The organism is Lentzea atacamensis (genome assembly GCF_003269295.1).
Lineage (GTDB): Bacteria > Actinomycetota > Actinomycetes > Mycobacteriales > Pseudonocardiaceae > Lentzea > Lentzea atacamensis.
Map to the genome: position 1 here is coordinate 262,494 of NZ_QLTT01000010.1, position 16,375 is coordinate 278,868.

The 16,375-nt window shown below is 67.7% G+C and carries 16 protein-coding genes, 1 pseudogene and 2 riboswitches; of the genes and pseudogenes, 10 read left to right on the plus strand and 7 right to left on the minus strand.

The window, feature by feature from the left end:
- Nucleotides 1–219: 219 nt before the first annotated feature.
- Nucleotides 220–561: a histone-like nucleoid-structuring protein Lsr2 gene (locus tag C8D87_RS36505; protein ID WP_030466676.1), complete on the plus strand. Its 342-nt coding sequence runs from the start codon at nt 220–222 to the stop codon at nt 559–561.
- A 111-nt stretch (nt 562–672) separates the two neighbouring features.
- Here C8D87_RS36505 and pabB read toward each other — a convergent pair whose 3' ends face one another.
- Nucleotides 673–2,658, minus strand: a complete 1,986-nt coding sequence (gene pabB, locus C8D87_RS36510) for an aminodeoxychorismate synthase component I (RefSeq protein ID WP_112230432.1) — start codon at nt 2,656–2,658, stop codon at nt 673–675.
- A 285-nt stretch (nt 2,659–2,943) separates the two neighbouring features.
- Here pabB and C8D87_RS48265 point away from each other — a divergent pair, with 285 nt between their 5' ends.
- The 4 genes from C8D87_RS48265 to C8D87_RS49425 are packed head-to-tail and all read left to right on the plus strand — an operon-like array spanning nt 2,944 to nt 4,116.
- Entirely contained in the window at nt 2,944–3,228 is a 285-nt protein-coding gene (locus C8D87_RS48265) for a helix-turn-helix domain-containing protein (protein ID WP_112230434.1), read from the plus strand.
- Nucleotides 3,229–3,262: 34 nt separating this feature from the next.
- Entirely contained in the window at nt 3,263–3,469 is a 207-nt protein-coding gene (locus C8D87_RS48270) for a hypothetical protein (protein WP_112230436.1), read from the plus strand.
- The gene (locus C8D87_RS48275) at nt 3,463–4,005 is read left to right on the plus strand and encodes an IS3 family transposase (protein WP_112230438.1); all 543 of its coding nucleotides are present in this window, start codon (nt 3,463–3,465) and stop codon (nt 4,003–4,005) included. The genes C8D87_RS48270 and C8D87_RS48275 overlap by 7 nt, the downstream gene beginning before the upstream one ends.
- Before the next feature lie 12 nt (nt 4,006–4,017).
- Nucleotides 4,018–4,116: an IS3 family transposase gene (locus C8D87_RS49425; RefSeq protein WP_112230566.1), complete on the plus strand. Its 99-nt coding sequence runs from the start codon at nt 4,018–4,020 to the stop codon at nt 4,114–4,116.
- A 71-nt stretch (nt 4,117–4,187) separates the two neighbouring features.
- Here the strand turns inward: C8D87_RS49425 and C8D87_RS36535 are convergent, their stop codons facing one another.
- Together C8D87_RS36535 and C8D87_RS36540 are read right to left on the minus strand one after the other, a co-directional pair.
- Nucleotides 4,188–5,027 (minus strand): hypothetical protein, encoded by an 840-nt coding sequence (locus C8D87_RS36535; RefSeq protein ID WP_112230440.1) that lies wholly within the window; start codon nt 5,025–5,027, stop codon nt 4,188–4,190.
- Entirely contained in the window at nt 5,024–5,521 is a 498-nt protein-coding gene (locus tag C8D87_RS36540) for a SigE family RNA polymerase sigma factor (RefSeq protein WP_109633371.1), read from the minus strand. The genes C8D87_RS36535 and C8D87_RS36540 overlap by 4 nt, the downstream gene beginning before the upstream one ends.
- Before the next feature lie 202 nt (nt 5,522–5,723).
- Between C8D87_RS36540 and C8D87_RS36545 the strand changes: the two genes are divergently transcribed.
- The 4 genes from C8D87_RS36545 (at nt 5,724) to C8D87_RS36560 (ending at nt 9,443) form a co-directional block, all read left to right on the plus strand.
- Nucleotides 5,724–6,893: a metallophosphoesterase gene (locus tag C8D87_RS36545; protein WP_325049747.1), complete on the plus strand. Its 1,170-nt coding sequence runs from the start codon at nt 5,724–5,726 to the stop codon at nt 6,891–6,893.
- A 108-nt stretch (nt 6,894–7,001) separates the two neighbouring features.
- Nucleotides 7,002–8,168 (plus strand): type III PLP-dependent enzyme, encoded by a 1,167-nt coding sequence (locus tag C8D87_RS36550; RefSeq protein ID WP_112230442.1) that lies wholly within the window; start codon nt 7,002–7,004, stop codon nt 8,166–8,168.
- A 34-nt stretch (nt 8,169–8,202) separates the two neighbouring features.
- The gene (gene speD, locus C8D87_RS36555; protein WP_030466682.1) at nt 8,203–8,598 is read left to right on the plus strand and encodes an adenosylmethionine decarboxylase; all 396 of its coding nucleotides are present in this window, start codon (nt 8,203–8,205) and stop codon (nt 8,596–8,598) included.
- A gap of 29 nt (nt 8,599–8,627) precedes the next feature.
- A complete protein-coding gene (locus C8D87_RS36560; RefSeq protein WP_109635061.1) occupies nt 8,628–9,443 on the plus strand; it encodes a spermidine synthase in 816 nt (271 codons plus the stop codon).
- 57 nt (nt 9,444–9,500) lie between these two features.
- Here the strand turns inward: C8D87_RS36560 and C8D87_RS36565 are convergent, their stop codons facing one another.
- Entirely contained in the window at nt 9,501–11,549 is a 2,049-nt protein-coding gene (locus tag C8D87_RS36565) for a S9 family peptidase (RefSeq protein WP_112230444.1), read from the minus strand.
- A gap of 9 nt (nt 11,550–11,558) precedes the next feature.
- Nucleotides 11,559–12,682: pseudogene (locus tag C8D87_RS49325) on the minus strand (DUF1295 domain-containing protein).
- A gap of 159 nt (nt 12,683–12,841) precedes the next feature.
- Here C8D87_RS49325 and C8D87_RS36575 point away from each other — a divergent pair.
- Entirely contained in the window at nt 12,842–13,516 is a 675-nt protein-coding gene (locus C8D87_RS36575) for a hypothetical protein (RefSeq protein WP_112230568.1), read from the plus strand.
- Between the two features lie 160 nt (nt 13,517–13,676).
- Here the strand turns inward: C8D87_RS36575 and glyA are convergent, their stop codons facing one another.
- On the minus strand, nt 13,677–14,942 hold the full coding sequence (gene glyA / locus C8D87_RS36580) for a serine hydroxymethyltransferase (RefSeq protein ID WP_112230446.1): 1,266 nt from the start codon (nt 14,940–14,942) through the stop codon (nt 13,677–13,679).
- A gap of 13 nt (nt 14,943–14,955) precedes the next feature.
- The gene (gcvT, locus tag C8D87_RS36585) at nt 14,956–16,050 is read right to left on the minus strand and encodes a glycine cleavage system aminomethyltransferase GcvT (protein ID WP_112230448.1); all 1,095 of its coding nucleotides are present in this window, start codon (nt 16,048–16,050) and stop codon (nt 14,956–14,958) included.
- 99 nt (nt 16,051–16,149) lie between these two features.
- Nucleotides 16,150–16,234: riboswitch (glycine riboswitch) on the minus strand.
- A gap of 1 nt (nt 16,235) precedes the next feature.
- Nucleotides 16,236–16,338, minus strand: a riboswitch (glycine riboswitch).
- Between the last annotated feature and the right edge of the window lie 37 nt (nt 16,339–16,375).

Here is a 16,375-nt window from a genome sequence, read left to right on the forward strand (position 1 = left end):
CCGGCAAGCCCAGCAACGGGCCGAAGTGAGACGACTAGCTGCACATTTTGGACCCATAACACCCGTGTGGTTTACCGGGTAAATGCCCCGACCGGGCGGTTGGGGTCACATTTTAGCGGCGAAAGGTTCGCCGTTTTTCCTCGTGTGGACTATGGTGTTGTCGGAGCACGTGGTTACGTCGAGGATCCGCGTGCTATGTGAGTACCCAACGGAGGAACAGTGGCACAGCAGACCGTCGTCCAACTCATCGACGACCTCGACGGCGGAGAAGCCGACGAGACCGTGACCTTCGCACTTGACGGTGTCGAGTACGCCATCGACCTGTCGAAGGGAAATGCGGAGCGGCTTCGCGAGTCGCTGGCGGACTTCGTCGCCAAGGCTCGTCGTGCGGGTGGCCGCAAGCAGCGCAAGGGCACCGGCAAGTCCACGGTGAAGGCCAGTGACAAGGCTGAGGCGCAGCGTATTCGTGACTGGGCTCGCGCGCAGGGGCACCAGATCTCGGACCGCGGTCGCATTCCGCAGAACCTGGTTGTGCAGTTCCAGGAAGCGCACGCTTCCTGACCTGCGCGAACACGCGAGGTTTCCACACGTCGGCCGGGCTACCGGCCGACGTGTTAACCATCAGGGGTGAGTACAACCCGGTTCGTTCACACCATCCCCCGGAACGTGGGATCAACGACCGGGAAAGTGCGCTCCGAACAGGCGTGACACCGCAGTGGCCTTGACCGCTGTCTCCTCGAATTCCTCGTCGGGGTCCGACAGCGAGATGACTGCTCCGCCGACGCCGAAACTGAGCCGGTCGCCGTTCGCGACGAGCGTTCGGATGACGATGCTGAAGTCGGCGGCGCCGTTGAGCGAGAAGTAACCGAGCGCTCCCGAGTACACCCCGCGTGGACCGGCTTCCAACCCATCAAGGATCTGCATGGTCCGGATCTTCGGGGCGCCGGTCATCGATCCACCGGGAAACGCCGCCTGAACACATCGGACGGCAGAACTGTCCGGCCGAAGGCGTGCCCGCACGGTGCTCACCAATTGGTGCACGGTCGCGTAGGTCTCGACGTCGAACAACCGCGTCACCTCCACCGAACCGACTTCCGCGCACGTGCCGAGATCGTTGCGGACGAGGTCCACGATCATCAGGTTCTCCGCCCGGTCCTTGACCGAACGGGCCAGTGTTGTGCGCAACATCTCGTCGTCACGCGCATCAACACCTCGGGGGCGTGTGCCCTTGATCGGCGAAGACTCGGCCACACCATGTCTGTCAACCCGGATAAATCGTTCGGGTGACGTGCTGAGCACGGAGAGTTCACCGAAACGTAGCAACGCTCCGAACGGAACGGGATTTGCGGCGCGAAGCAGCCGATAAGTGTCCCACGGGTTGATCGAGCCACGCCACGACATCATGTTCGTCAGGCACGCCTCGTAGGTCTCCCCCGCCGTGATCGCTTCCTGGCACGCGCTGATCAGCTTCAGGTAGTGCGCGCGCGGATGGCGCAACGTCACCGCTGACACGACGGGCTGCGCAGGTTCCCCCAACGGCCGCAGATCGGCCAGAGCGGCCGAAACCTCGCCAAACCACGCGTCATCGGTCAGCGACAGCAAATAGACGCGTTCATCAACGTGATCGATGACCACCGCACGGTCAGCGAACATGAGCGACGCGTCTGGCTGTTCCGCGCGATGGGCGTAGTCGCCGCCGCACTCCGCCTTCAGCTCGTAGCCGAGATATCCGACCCACCCGAGTGCGAAGTCGAACGGCACGTCCGGCTGTTCGACGCCTCGCGCCGCGATGTCGTCGTCCATCCACGAGAAGAAAGACGGGCAGGGCAGGCGCACGCCATCGACCGTGAGCACCTGATCCGGCACGGAGTACTGCGCAACACGCGCGAGAGGGCCCGAAGCATCCCCCATGAACGAGAAACGCCCGCGAGGCCCACTGTCCAGCCAGAACGCGGTCTCAGAGGCCCCGTAGAGCGCCGCGAACGCTTCCTCCGCGTTTACGGCCACGTCGAGCCGCCGGACGTGCACAGTGCGCTTCTGAGGCTCTGGACGAACCAGCACCGGTTCCGGTATGGCGGCGGTCCGCGCCGGCGTCAGCGCGCCGAAGTTCGCGAGCATCTCGCGGCCGAAATCGGTGCAAATCGACTCGGGGTGGAACTGCACGCCCCACGCGGGCCGGTCGAGAGCGCGCACACCCATCAGCACGGAGTCGCCGCTCCACGCGATGGCCTCCAAAGTGGAAGGCAGATCCGTGACCGCCAGCGAGTGGTACCGCACGACGTCCAACGGCGAGGGCAACCCGGCGAACACGTCGACGCCCGTGTGGGTGATCGGGGAAACGATCCCATGACGCGGCACGGGCGCAGGGCCGACAACAGCGCCGTAGGACAGGCACAGCCCCTGATGACCCAAACACACGCCCAGCAAGGGGATCTCGGCGTGGTCGATCACCGCGCGGCAGATGCCGAAGTCCGCGGGGTTGCCCGGCCGGCCGGGTCCCGGCGAGATCACCACGTTGTCGAACGAACGCAGCGAGGCAAGCCGAAAGCGCGGGTCGTCGTTGTGGACGACCACGGGCTCGACACCGTTCACCTCAGCGAGGTGATGGAAGAGGTTGAACGTGAACGAGTCGTAGTTGTCGATGAGGAGAGTGCGCATTGCAGGAAGGCACTCTACCTGCCAAAACACCCGAAAAGAGCAACGAGAGAGGGCGGCCACAGATGAACCGCTCCCCGGAAGTTGGACTGGGAATCCAGTTCCGACTCTCTGGGGAGCGGTTCGTTGCATCCACGAAGTTCGTTGTCTGAGTGGCAGCGGGAGGCTGCTGTCGCGTTGTTCGAGGCCAGGTAGGGGGAGAAGGCCGTGTCGACCCGGTTGGGGGTGTCGGAGACCGCGGTACAACGCTTGCGTGATCGGTGGAGGCTGCGAGGCGCGGGAGCGCTGATGATGAAACCGGGCAAGCGGTCGTTCACGTTCGAGTTCAAGCTCGAGGTCGTGCGCCGGTTCGTCGACGGTGGGGTGTCCGCGCTCGAGCTGGCGCGCGAGTACGACCTGTCCTCGCCCAAGCTGGTCGAGGGCTGGGTCAGGTCGTATCGGCGTGACGGTGAGGAAGCGTTGCGGCCCAAGCCGAAGGCCGTCCCGCCGCTGCCCCGGACCCGTCCGGGCTCAGCGAGCTGGAGCGGTTGCGGGCAGAGAACCTGCGCTTGTCGGCGGAGAACGCCTACCTGAAAAAATTGCGGGCCTTGAGGGAGCAGGGGCGAGGGTGAAAACCCAGGTCATCGCCGCCTTCAAGGCCGACTACGCGCTGCCGGTGCTGCTGGCGGTCGCCGGCCTGGCCCGGTCGACGTTCTTCTACCACCAGGCCCGCCCGGACCGGCCTGATCCGCAGGCCGGGCTCAAGACCGCGATCACCGAGGCCTTCGAGGCCGCCGCGGCCGCTACGGGCATCGGCGAATCCACATCATGTTGACCCGTGCCGGCTGGCAGGTGGCCAAGAAGACCGTGCTCACGCTGATGAACACCCTCGGCCTGGTCTGCAAGGTCCGACGGCCGCGGAAGTACCGGTCCTGGCTCGGGCAGACCGGCACGACCGCCGAGAACGTGCTCAACCGCCAGTTCAGCGCCGAGGTCCCGGACACCAAGTGGGTCACCGACGTGACCGAGTTCCGCATCGGTGACCGCAAGCTCTACCTGTCGCCGATCATCGACCTGTTCGACCGGTCCGTCATCGCCTACACCTGCGGCCCGTCCCCGACGCTGGAGCTGACCAACTCCTCCCTGCGCCAGGCGATCGCCACCCTGCCCGCCGCAGCCACGCCGCTGGTGCACTCCGACCAAGGGTTCCAGTATCAGCACACCTCCTGGCGGACACTGCTCGACGACGCGGGCCTGACCCAGTCAATGTCCCGGCGAGCCAACTGCCTGGACAACTCCATCGCCGAGAACTTCTTCGGCCACCTCAAGGAAGAACTGTTCCACCACAACAGGTTCGACACCGTCACCTAGTTCACCACAGCGCTGGACGACTACATCGACTGGTACAACACCACCCGCATCTCGACCACGCTCAAGGGCCTGAGCTCGGTCGAACACCGAGCCCAGGCCCTCGCGGCCTGACCTTCAGTTAGCCAGTCCAACTTCCGGGGAGCGGTTCACAGACGTGACCGCCCTCCTGGATCGAAGCGGACTCAGTCACCCATGCGGAACCGGGGATCCGTCGCCAGCTCGGCCAGCTGCTCCTCCGTGAACAACGGCCCGTCGAGCTCCGGGTAGTCACCACCCAGGTACTTGTCGTCCTGCGCGATCGTCACGACCTGACCGTCCTGGGCCCGGTAGGTGGCCCACTTGTCGAACTGGTCACGGCCGCTCGGATTGCTCTGCACGACACCGACCTTGAGGCCCTTGACGTCGACCACCCGGCACGGCCCGCCCATGCCCCAGAACGCCCTGGCGAGGGCGCACGGGTCGGTCGGCAGCTCGGGGTCGGGAGTGGACGACTCGGCGAGCAGCCAGCCCACCTTGCCGTCCTTGCGCACGGGTGTCTGAGCCATGTACTCCCAGACCTCGGGCACCTCGCCGCGGTCGGACGCCACCTGTCCCTGGGTGCGCTGCATGTCACCCCCGGCGTACGAGGGGTCCTGGTACTTGAGCTGCGGGGCGTCGTACCCGGCCGGCACCACGCCCTTGAGCTCCTCGAGCAGCTTGTTCGCGCGGTCGGCCTGTGGTCCTTTCGTGGCCGTGCGGTCGCTCTGCCCCTCCGGCCACCTGCCGGGCCAGGCGGCGCTGCTGCTACTGCTCGGCGCCGCGCCCGTCATGTACTCGGTGGTGGCCTTCGGGTTGAGCGCGAACGCCGTCCCGAGACCGACCCCGACCACGAGCACCGCGACCAGCGCACCGGTGATCGACGACCGCCGCTTCGACCTGGCCTTGCGCGCCGCTTCCAGCGCCCGGCCGGGGTCCATCGACGGCGGCGGGCTGCTCGCCACCACAACGTCCTCGAAAGCCCGTTTGAGGTCCTGTTCGTTCATCGAACCCTCTCCTGCTGTGAGAGCAGGCCACGCAGCGTCTGCAGCCCCCGCGCGGCCTGACTCTTTACCGTTCCTTCCGAACACTTGAGGACAACTGCCGTCTGTTCGATCGACATGTCCTCCCAATACCGCAGGACGAGGCACGCACGCTGTTTCGGAGGCACCTTCGCCAGAGCCTCCAGCAACACCATGCGTTCTTCGGGGTACGTGCCCGGTGGAGCCGCCGAGTCGGTGAGCTCGTCGCTCGCCGACTCGAACCGGAACCACCCGCGCCGTCGCTCGGACAGGAACGTCCGCACCAGAATCTGCCTGGTGTAGGCGTCCAGTGCCTCGTGCCGCTCGATCCTGCGCCACGCCAGGTAGAGCTTCGTGAACGCCTGCTGCACGAGGTCCTCCGCGCGATGCCAGTCGCCGCACAGCAGGTAGGCCGTGCCGCGCATGGCGTCGGAACGGGCCGCGAAGTACTCCTGGAACGCGGCGTCCCGATCACTCATCAGGTTTCCCCCTAATCTGCGGTACCGGGTTACTCACGCCACCTGCGGCCCGGAGGGTTGCACGGACCTCACACGTTTTTTCTGTCACCGGTACGGCCCAGCGTGCCACCGCCTGTGACGGTGCGCGTGCCGAAAGTGAGATCGCGGCCGCCGGGCGGGCTCCGGCGATCACACCCGCGAGGGCGAAACGCATACTTGTGCGGTGATTTTCCTGTTGCTCCTCGGAGTTCCGACCGCGTTGGGCCATCTGTACCTGTGGCGCCGGCTGGTCGTGGACACCACACGTCCGCGCACGCTCGGGCGCCGCATCGGCACGCTCGCCGTCATCGGGGCGTTCGTGCTGCTGATGAGCGCGCTGGTCGTGACGCGACGGGTGCCGCCGGAGTACGGGAAGTTCTTCGCCTGGCCGGGCTTCGTGTGGCTCGCGCTGCTGTTCTACCTGGCCATCGCGCTGGGCATCGCCGAGATTCCGCGCCGGATCCTGCTGAAGCGGGCCACGCTCGTGCCCGCCGCGGTGGGCGCCGAGCCGGTCGAGGTCGTGCCGGACCCGTCGCGGCGGCTGTTCATCTCGCGGTCGGTCGCGATCGGCTCCGGCATCGCGGCGGGCAGCGTGGTCGGTTACGGCATGACGCAGGCGCTGGGCGCGCCGCAGCTGCTGAACGTGCCGGTCACGCTGGACAAGCTCCAGAAGTCCCTGTCGGGCTTCCGGATCGCGGTTGTGAGCGACATTCACCTCGGCCCGCTGCTCGGGCGTTCGCACACCGAGCGGATCGTGCGGATGATCAACGAGCAGGAGGCCGACCTCGTCGCGATCGTCGGCGACCTCGTGGACGGCACCGTCGCGGAGCTGGGTGAGGCCGCGGCGCCGTTGCGGGACCTGGTGTCGAGGCACGGCAGCTTCTTCGTGACGGGCAACCACGAGTACTTCTCCGGGCACGAGCAGTGGATATCGGAGATGGAACGGCTCGGTGTGAACCCGTTGCGCAACGAGGGTTTGACAGTTGCCGGTGGGATCGAGCTCGTGGGTGTGAACGACATCATCGGCAAGTCCTACGGCGACGGGCCGGACTTCGAACGCGCTCTCGCCGGCCGTGACCGGAACAACCCGCTCGTCCTGTTGGCACACCAGCCGGTGCAGGTCAGCGACGCGTCTTCACACGGCATCGACCTCCAGTTGTCCGGCCATACACACGGCGGACAGATGGTGCCGTTCAACTTCGTCGTGCCGGTGCAGCAACCCAGCGTCGCGGGGCTGTCGAAGGTGGACGACACGTGGCTCTACGTCAGTCGTGGCGCGGGCTTCTGGGGTCCCCCGGTGCGCGTGGGCGCACCACCGGACATCACGATGATCGAACTGCGCACTGCTGGCTAAGTCACACTCGGCCGGACTGGATTGCGCACATGCGGTGTCGAGGCCGTAGAGTGGACGGCCGTGCCCGCGTACGGACCGCGAGGCGGATGAAGGGGGAACCCTGGGGAAATGACCGAGAGCTTCGCCGTTGACCGGCGTTACGAGGCAGAGGCTCGTATTCGGCGTTTCCTGGACCAGGAGAACCCGTCGACACCGTGTCTGGTGATCGACCTCGAGACGATCCGCGCGCGCTACCAGGCGATTCACGCGGCACTGCCGTCAGTCGACATCTTCTACGCGGTCAAGTCGAACCCCGAGGCCGACGTGGTGGGCACGCTGGTGTCGGAGGGTTCGCAGTTCGACGTCGCGTCGCCCGCGGAGATCGACCTGTGCCTGGCACGCGGCGCATCACCCGCGTCGATCTCCTACAGCAACCCCATCAAGAAGGCCGCGGACATCGCGTACGCCTACTCGCGCGGGGTGCGACTGTTCGTGTCGGACAGCGAACAGGACGTGCGGTTCGTGGCCGAGCACGCGCCGGGCTCGTCCGTGCTCGTGCGGATCCTCGTCCACAGCAAGGGTTCCACGTACCCGTTCGGCAACAAGTTCGGCTGCGATTCCGAGATGGCGACGGATCTCTTGCGGCTGGCGCACCAATCAGGACTCGTTCCTTTGGGTGTGGCCTTCCACGCGGGTTCGCAGCAGATGTCCGTTTCGGGCTGGGACTCCGGTATCGCCGACGCCGCTCTGATCGCGTCAAAACTGCGTGCGGAAGGCATCGAGACCACCACCGTGAACTTGGGCGGCGGCCTCCCGGCGGTGTATCAAGAAGACACGCCGGCGCTGGAGGCGTTCGCCTCCGCGATCGAGGCGTCGCTCGCGCGGCACTTCGGCGCCGAGCGCCCGCGGGTGATGATCGAACCGGGCCGCGCGATCTCCGCGGAGGCCGGGATGATCCGCTCCTCGGTGGTGCTGGTGTCGCGGAAGTCCTATTCGGACGAACGCCGCTGGGTGTACCTCGACATCGGCCGCTACCAGGGCCTCGCCGAGACCGAGGGCGAGGCGATCGCGTACCGGCTGCGCACCTCGCGCGACGGTGGCGAGCTCGGCCCGGTGGTGCTGGCCGGCCCGACGTGCGACGCGGACGACGTGATCTACCAGCACACCCGCTACGACCTGCCGCTCGACCTGAGGGCCGGCGACCACGTGGACATCCTCCACTCGGGCGCCTACACCTCCTCCTATTCGTCCGTGTGCTTCAACGGCTTCCCGCCGTTGGCCACGTACTGCATCTAAGTCCGTTTGTACTTCACATAGTTTGGAGTGATTGATGTCCGAAGCGCCCTGTCAGACCGAGGAAACCGTCGGTTTGTTCGCGGGACAGCACGTACTTGCAGAGCTTTCGGGTGTGAGCGCCGATCTGCTCGACGACGAGCAGTTCCTCCGACACGCCCTTGGTGAGGTTCTCACGCAGGCCGACGCAACGGTGCTGGAGGTGATCTCCAAGAAGTTCGATCCGCAGGGGGTCACCGTGCTGGCTTTGCTGTCGGAGTCCCATGCCTCGATCCACACCTATCCCGAAGTGGGTTCGGTGTTCGTCGACGTTTTCACCTGCGGTACTCGTGCGAAACCCGCGCTGGCCGTCCAGCTCCTCGCTGACGCTCTGGGCGCCGCTCACGTGAGCACGGATCTCGTCACTCGTGGCATCAAGGAGCACGCCGCGTGAACACCATCAACGAGCCGCTCGCCGACGGCATGACCCGCCACTGGCGCGTGGACGAGGTGCTGGTCGACACCAAGACCGACTTCCAGCACCTGGTGATCGCCCGCACGGCCCAGGGCGTGTCGCTGTTCTGCGACAACGACCGCCAGTCCACGGAGTTCAGCCAGCTGACCTACCACGAGGCCCTGATGGTGCCGGCGCTTCTGCTGGCCGACCAGGTCGAGCGCGTGCTGGTCATCGGCTCCTCCGAGGGCGTCGTGTGCCAGATGGCCGTTCAGCACGGCGCGTCGGTCGTCGACCACATCGACATCGACGAGCAGGCTGTGAAGCTGTGCGCCGAGCACCTGCCGTACGGGTACACGCTCGACGAGCTCGCCGAGGCGGAGAAGGGCACCGGCCCGATCCGCGTGCAGTACATCGACGGGTTCGAGTACATCCGCACGACGTCGGAGAAGTACGACATCGTGCTGGTGGACCTGCCCGACGAGCGTGAGGAGGAGGCGCAGCACAACCGCTTGTACGGCGCCGACTTCCTGCGCATGTGCAAGGCCCTGCTGCGTCCGGGCGGCGTCGTCGTCAACCAGTCCGGCTGCCAGACGATGTGGCGCAACACCACGCTGATCCGCTCCTGGCAGCGGTTCAACGAGGTGTTCGACACCGTCGCCTACTACGGCTCGGACGAGCACGAGTGGGCGTACCTGTTCGGGCGTGCCGACGTGGTCGAGGACCCGACGGCGCTGATGGTCGAGCGCCTGAAGACGGCCGGGTACCAGCCGGAGTCGATCGACGACCTCGCGTTGGTCGGCAACAGCATCCCGCCCTACCGGGTGCGGCAGTCGCTGGCCTGACGGTTCGGCTTGGAGAGGGGCGCTTCCCGTTGCGGGAGGCGCCCCTTTCGCTGGTTCTCAGGCCAGGGACTGCTTGAGGAAGTCGACCTGCAGCAGGAGCAGGTTCTCGGCGACCTGTTCCTGCGGGGTCATGTGCGTGACGCCCGAGAGGGGCAGCACGGTGTGCGGGCGGCCCGCGGCCAGCAGGGCGTTGGACAGGCGCAGGGTGTGCGCTGCCACCACGTTGTCGTCGGCCAGGCCGTGGATGATCATCAGCGGGCGGGTGAGCTTGTCCGCGTCGGCGATCAGGGAGTTCGAGTCGTAGACCTCCGGCTTGTCGTCCGGGTGGCCGAGGTAGCGCTCGGTGTAGTGGGTGTCGTAGAGGCGCCAGTCGGTCACCGGGGCGCCGGCGATGGCCGCGTGGAAGACGTCCGGGCGGCGCAGCACCGCCAGGGCGCTCAGGTAGCCGCCGTAGGACCAGCCCCGGATGGCCACGCGGGTCAGGTCCAGGTCGGGCTCGACGGCCGCGGCCGCGTGCAGGGCGTCCACCTGGTCTTCCAGGGTGGCACCGGCGAAGTCGTAGGCGATGGCGCGTTCCCAGGCGAGACCTCGGCCCGGGGTGCCGCGGCCGTCGGCGACCAGGACCGCGAAGCCCTGGTCGGCCAGCCACTGCGAGGCCAGGAACGAGTTCTGCGAGGACAGGACGCGCTGGGCGTGCGGGCCGCCGTACGGGTCCATGAGGACGGGCAGCTTGGTGCCCGGCGTGTGGCCGGACGGGAGCAGGAGGGCGGCGCGGATGTTGCGCTCGCCCAGGGTCAGCAGGCGCGGAGACGCCTTGAGCACCGGGGTTTCCGCCCACGACTCGATCACGTGAGCTCCGGCGGTGGCCTTCGCTCCGAAGCTGTCCAAATTGGCCGATACGAACACAGTTGTGTCACCGCCGCGAATCGCGGTGTGCACACCGTCCTCTGTGGACAGTCTCTCGACGGTTTCGCCCACCGAGTAGACGTGGACCTGGGTCGGGTCGTCGGCCGAGGCGGCGATCAGGATGGAGTCGTCGGCGATGTCCAGGACGCGGCGCACCTGGAGGCCGGTGGTCACGATGTCGTCGTCCAGCTGGAGGGCGTACTCGTCGCCGTTGCCGACGATGCGCACGAGACGGCCGTCCGGGGTCCAGGCCGGGGCGCCGCCGGTCACCTCGATCCACGTCGGGTCGGTCTCGGTGACGAGCTCGGTGACGGCGCCGGTCTCGGGGGCCAGCGAGTAGATCTTGCGGGTGCGCTGGTCGCGGGTCTGGGTGGTGATCAGCGGGGCGCCGCCGGAGGACCAGTGCACGTCGTTGAGGTAGTCGAACTCGAGCAGCACCGGGACGAAGGTGCCGTCCAGCGACACCACGTGAAGTGACACGGTGGCGTTGGGGGTGCCGGCGGCCGGGTAGGCGATCTCGGTGGCGGCGGTGGCCGGGTTGGCGGGGTCGGCGATGTACCAGCGCTGCACCGGGGCGTTGTTCACGCGCGCGGCGATGAGGCGGGTGCCGTTCGGCTCCCACCAGTAGCCGCGGTAGCGCGACATCTCCTCGGCCGCGATGAACTCGGCCAGGCCGAACGTCACGTCCTCGCCGTCGGGCACGGCGACGGCGTAGTCGTCGCCCGAGTCGAGCTCGGCCACCCGCAGCGTGCCGCGGGTGACGTATGCCACACGCGAGCCCGTCGGGTCCACGCGCGGGTCGATGACGCCGCCGTCCGTCGGCAGCTCGCGGACGGCCCCCTTCACGAGGTCGGCCACGAACAGGCGGCCGGACAGGGCGAACGAGGCGACCGCGGCGTCCTTCGAGAGGGCGTAGGCGATGATGCCCGCGCCGGACTCGCGCGTGCGCTCGCGGCGGGCCTTCTCCTCGGCAGGCAGGTCCTCCGGGTCGGTCAGCAGCGTCGCCGGGTCGACGAGCAGCTTTTCGACGCCGGTGGCCGTGTCGAGCTCCCAGAGGCCGTTCGCACGGCTCGTGGCCGTGGCCGGGCGCAGGAAGAAGACACGTGCCCCGTCTGACGACACCGCGAAGGTCCTGGGGGCGCCTACGGTGAACCGCTGAGTGCGCGCCTGTTGGCGCGGGAAGGAGATGTCATTGCCCACCCGCCCACACTAACCCGCGGCCCTTCGCCTGGCCGGTGGCGCGAGGCTTCTGCCTGGCGCGATACAGACCCGACGGGGGTTGCGCACGACGGCGGCACGGTACCGCTGAACGCGGCCTCCGCGAGGGAGCCACGCCGGAGGAACCGAGCCGATGACGGGAAACCCGGACCGCTCCGCAGGACCCGCGCCCCTGCTCCACGCGACCGCAGGGCGGCAACGGCACGAACCCGCTCGTGCGCCGGACGTACTCGGCGTAGCCGGGACGCCGAGACACGATGTCCTTCTCCAGCAACAGTTTGCCGAACCCTTCGCGAGCAGCCACGTCATGATCATCGGACCGATGATCGTGAGCGCGGCGGGGCCACGAGTGCAACGCGAGCAGGTACAGGCCCACCACACGACGGCGTCGCCGAAGTAGTTGGGATGCCTTGTGCAGCGCCAGAGTCCGCGATCCATCACGGCGCCCTTGTCGCCGGGTCCGAGCGGAACCGGGAGAGCTGCCAGTCGCCAACGGCCTCGAAGGCGAAGCCGACCATCCACACGCCAGTGCCCACCCAATCCAGCACTCCGAACGGGGCCGAACGATGCCGCGTGGCCCGCACCGGCAGCGGCACGACCCACATCAGCGCGGCCTGGATCAGGTGGACGCGGTACATGCGCAGGCGCGGACTTCCGTTGGCACGCCTCAAGATGTCCTGGTAGCGAGGATCTTCGCCCTCGCCGGAGTTGCGCACGAGGATGTGCGCTCCCAGGCGTAGACCCCACACCACCGTCAGGGCCGTCACGAGCCACTGCCGAGTTGGTTCGCCCTCCGCGAACACGAGCGTGATCACCACGATCACGGCGAAGCCAGGGCCCCACGCGGAGTCGATCAGGTCGTAGCGCTTGCGCCCGTCCGCGTACAGGAACAACCCGCTCAGCAGCAGGACGACCGCGAGAAGGCTGACCGGGAAACTCACCGCGCCGCCCGCGAGGTCGAGCCGCCACACCCTTTGCCCGGCCCTCGCCGACCAGTGCGACCACCTCGTCCCACCGGCGGCACGGGTGTGGTGCCGTCCTGCGGGCCCGCCGTGCGTCCGTCCCCCGCCCGAATTTCGATCGGCAGCGGCGCACCGCACCATCCGTTCGGCCATTCGTGCCAGCTGACCAGCGACGACCACCCTGCGCCTCCTGCGCAACCTGGCTCCGCCAGACGTTCGAGTCGGCAAGAGGTTCGGTTCGTTTCTGAACCGAGACGCAACCGGGCCCGTATGGCCTCGATAGAGCGAACGACGGACAAGGAGGACATGAGTGTGATCCGACGTAACCGCATTGCCATCGGGCTCGCCGCGGGACTGGCAGTTGTGCTGGGTCTGGGTGTCTGGAGCGCCACGGGAAGTGGCACGAACTCGAAACCGGTGGCACAGACCGAAACCGACCTGGGCGTCCTCGGTGACTACGGCGACGTGGGTCAGGCCCCGGTACTCCAGGAGCCCGCTCAGGCGCCCGAGACCCCTGTCCAGCAGCAGGCACCGGAAACCCCGACCCCGGCCGCGCAGCCTCCCGCCGCGCAGCCTCCGGCGGCCGCTCCGGTCAGCTCCGTGAAGCTGGTCGGCAAGGCTGTCGACAAGATGGGCATGGTCGTCCAGGACGGCGACGGCCGCACGATGTACCGCTTCGACAAGGACACCAAGGCGCCTGACGCCAAGTCCAACTGCAACAACCAGTGCGCAGTCACGTGGCCGCCGCTGCTGTCGGACACGATCCCGCAGGTCGAGGGCATCGACCCGAAGCTCGTCTCGCTGATCACGCGCGCGGACGGCAAGAAGCAGGTCGCCATCGACAACTCGCCGATCTACGCGTACTCGCTGGACCCGGGACCGGGCAAGTGGGCCGGCCAGGGTGTTGGCAAAACCTGGTTCGTGATCCAGCCCGACGGCAAGCGCAACGTGGAGTGCCTGCCCGCCGGTGTGACGGCGACGCCGTAACCCCAAAGCATCCGATTAGGACGATCCATCTGAGGCACACAACACCCTGACACGGTGACACCCCGGCCCTGGGGAAGGGGCCGGGGTTCCCGTCGTTTCGCTCTCGGAACACAGAAGGGGCGCCCGCCGGAATTCCGGCGGGCGCCCCTTCACGTGTGGATCAGAGCGTCGGGTACAGCGGGTGCTTGGCGGCCAGCACCTCGACGCGGGCACGTAGCTCGTCGAGCGCGGCACCGGGCTTCAGGGCCTCCGCGATCACGTCGGCGACCTCGGTGAAGTCCACCTCGCCGAAACCGCGGGTCGCGAGCGCCGGCGTACCGATCCGCAGGCCGGAGGTGACCATCGGCGGGCGCGGGTCGTTCGGGACGGCGTTGCGGTTGACCGTGATGCCGATCTGGTGCAGCACGTCCTCGGCCTGCTTGCCGTCGAGCTCGGAGTTCACCAGGTCGACCAGCACCAGGTGGACGTCCGTGCCGCCGGTCAGCACCTTCACGCCCGCGGCCGCGACGTCCGGCTGCGACAGGCGCTCGGCGAGGATCTTCGAGCCCTCCAGCGTGCGGCGCTGGCGGTCGGCGAACTCCGGCGAGGCGGCGTGCTTGAACGCCACGGCCTTGGCCGCGATCACGTGCTCCAGCGGACCGCCCTGCTGGCCGGGGAAGACCGCCGAGTTGATCTTCTTGGCGATGTCCGCCTCGTTCGACAGGATCACGCCACCACGAGGACCGCCGAGGGTCTTGTGCGTGGTCGTCGTCGTCACGTGCGCGTGCGGGACGGGCGACGGGTGCAGGCCCGCGGCCACCAGGCCGGCGAAGTGCGCCATGTCGACCATCAGGTAGGCCTCGACCGAGTCGGCGATGCGGCGGAACTCGGCGAAGTCCAGCTGGCGCGGGTAGGCGGACCAGCCGGCGACGATCAGCTTCGGGCGGTACTCCTGGGCGAGGCGCTCGACCTCGGCCATGTCGACGCGGCCGTCGGAGTCGGAAACGTGGTACGGCACGACGTTGTAGAGCTTGCCGGAGAAGTTGATGCGCATGCCGTGCGTCAGGTGGCCGCCGTGCGCGAGGTCCAGGCCCAGGATCGTGTCGCCGGGCTGCAGCAGCGCGAACATCGCGGCCGCGTTGGCCTGCGCGCCCGAGTGCGGCTGGACGTTGGCGAAACCGGCGCCGAACAACGACTTGATGCGCTCGATGGCGAGGCGCTCCACGACGTCGACGTGCTCGCAGCCACCGTAGTAGCGGCGGCCGGGGTAGCCCTCCGCGTACTTGTTGGTCAGCACCGAGCCCTGCGCCTGCAGCACCGACACGGGCGTGAAGTTCTCCGAGGCGATCATCTCGAGAGTGCTCTGCTGGCGCGCCAGCTCGGCCGCAACGGCCTGCGCGACCTCGGGGTCGTACTCCGCGAGGGAGGCGTTGAACTGGTCGGACATCTGGAAGATCTCCCTACTTGGCACGCTTGTAGAACGGAAGTGCGACGACCTCGACCGGCTGCTTCTTGCCGCGGACGTCCACCAGCAGTTGGGTGCCGGGCTCGGCACTCGCCTTCGTCACGTAGGCCATGGCGACGGAGTAGCCGAGGGTCGGGGACAGCGCGCCCGACGTCACCTCGCCCACGACCTCGTCGCCGTTCAGCACCGAGTAACCGTGCCGCGGGGCGCGGCGCTCCGGCGTCTTCAGTCCGACCAGGACCGAGTCCACCCCGGACTCGGCGACCTTCGTCAGCGCGTCGCGGCCGACGAAGTCGCCCGGCTTGTCGAGCTTCACGACGCGGCCGAGGTTCGCGTGGTACGGGGTGAGAGAAGTCGTGAGTTCGTTGCCGTACAACGGCATCCCGGCCTCGAGGCGCAACGTGTCGCGGCAGCCGAGACCACACGGCTTGAGCTCGTGCGCGGCACCGGCCTCCAGCAGCGCGTTCCAGACGGCGGGAGCGTCCGCGGGTGCCAGGAAGAGCTCGAAGCCCTCCTCGCCCGTGTAGCCGGTGCGAGCCAGCAGCGCGTCGACGCCGGCGACCTTCGACGGGTAGGACGCGTAGTACTTGACCGTCGAGAGGTCGGTGCCGGTCAGCCCGGCGAGGATCTCGACCGACTTCGGGCCCTGGATCGCGATCAACGCGTAGTCGGTGGACTTGTCCGTGACCACGGTGTCGAAACCGCCGGCGCGCTCGACGAGCGCCTCGGCCACCACCGAGGCGTTGGAGGCGTTGGCGACGACCATGAACTCCTCGTCGCCGAGGCGGTACACGATCAGGTCGTCGATCACGCCGCCGTCGGCCTGGGTGATCATCGTGTAGCGCGCCTTGCCGACCGCCAGCGCCGAGATGTGGCCGACGAGCGCGTGGTCGAGCGCCTCGCCCGCCTGGGCTCCGGTCAGCACGATCTCACCCATGTGCGTGAGGTCGAACAGGCCCGCGGTGGTGCGCACGGCGTGGTGCTCGGCGAGCTCGCTCGAGTAGCGCAGCGGCATCCGCCAGCCCGCGAAGTCGGTGAACATCGCGCCGAGCTGCTCGTGCTCGGCGTTCAGAGGCGTGAGGCGGGACATCAGAACGCTCCTCCAGGGTGCGCCGAAGAGCCGGACGAGGCCGGCTGAGGCAACAGAAGAATGACACGGTCCATCGGAGACTCCTCTTCCAGAGCAGCCTCCCCCTCTGTCATGAGCCTGAGAGCTTCACCACCGGAGTGGCTTGCACCGTGGGCGAGGCGCTGGCGCCTGCTTTCCAGAGTTGCCTTCGTCGTGCGGTACCTGTGCCTGAGAGATTCCGGGGAGGAGTTGCTCCTTCGGCGCCTTCCGGAGATCGAACTCTGGAGAGGTCTCTTCCGCGCGACATCGACGGCCGTGTTCAGTTGGTAGCCCCAGACGCTAGCAG

What these genes read in the sequence shown, in the direction of transcription:
- pabB (WP_112230432.1), bottom strand. Translation starts at nt 2,658, where the DNA reads ATGCGCACTCTCCTCATCGACAACTACGACTCGTTCACGTTCAACCTC.
- C8D87_RS48265 (WP_112230434.1), top strand. Translation starts at nt 2,944, where the DNA reads ATGATGAAACCGGGCAAGCGGTCGTTCACGTTCGAGTTCAAGCTCGAG.
- C8D87_RS48275 (WP_112230438.1), top strand. Translation starts at nt 3,463, where the DNA reads ATGTTGACCCGTGCCGGCTGGCAGGTGGCCAAGAAGACCGTGCTCACG.
- C8D87_RS36535 (WP_112230440.1), bottom strand. Translation starts at nt 5,027, where the DNA reads ATGAACGAACAGGACCTCAAACGGGCTTTCGAGGACGTTGTGGTGGCG.
- C8D87_RS36540 (WP_109633371.1), bottom strand. Translation starts at nt 5,521, where the DNA reads ATGAGTGATCGGGACGCCGCGTTCCAGGAGTACTTCGCGGCCCGTTCC.
- C8D87_RS36550 (WP_112230442.1), top strand. Translation starts at nt 7,002, where the DNA reads ATGACCGAGAGCTTCGCCGTTGACCGGCGTTACGAGGCAGAGGCTCGT.
- speD (WP_030466682.1), top strand. Translation starts at nt 8,203, where the DNA reads ATGTCCGAAGCGCCCTGTCAGACCGAGGAAACCGTCGGTTTGTTCGCG.
- C8D87_RS36560 (WP_109635061.1), top strand. Translation starts at nt 8,628, where the DNA reads ATGACCCGCCACTGGCGCGTGGACGAGGTGCTGGTCGACACCAAGACC.
- glyA (WP_112230446.1), bottom strand. Translation starts at nt 14,942, where the DNA reads ATGTCCGACCAGTTCAACGCCTCCCTCGCGGAGTACGACCCCGAGGTC.
- gcvT (WP_112230448.1), bottom strand. Translation starts at nt 16,050, where the DNA reads ATGTCCCGCCTCACGCCTCTGAACGCCGAGCACGAGCAGCTCGGCGCG.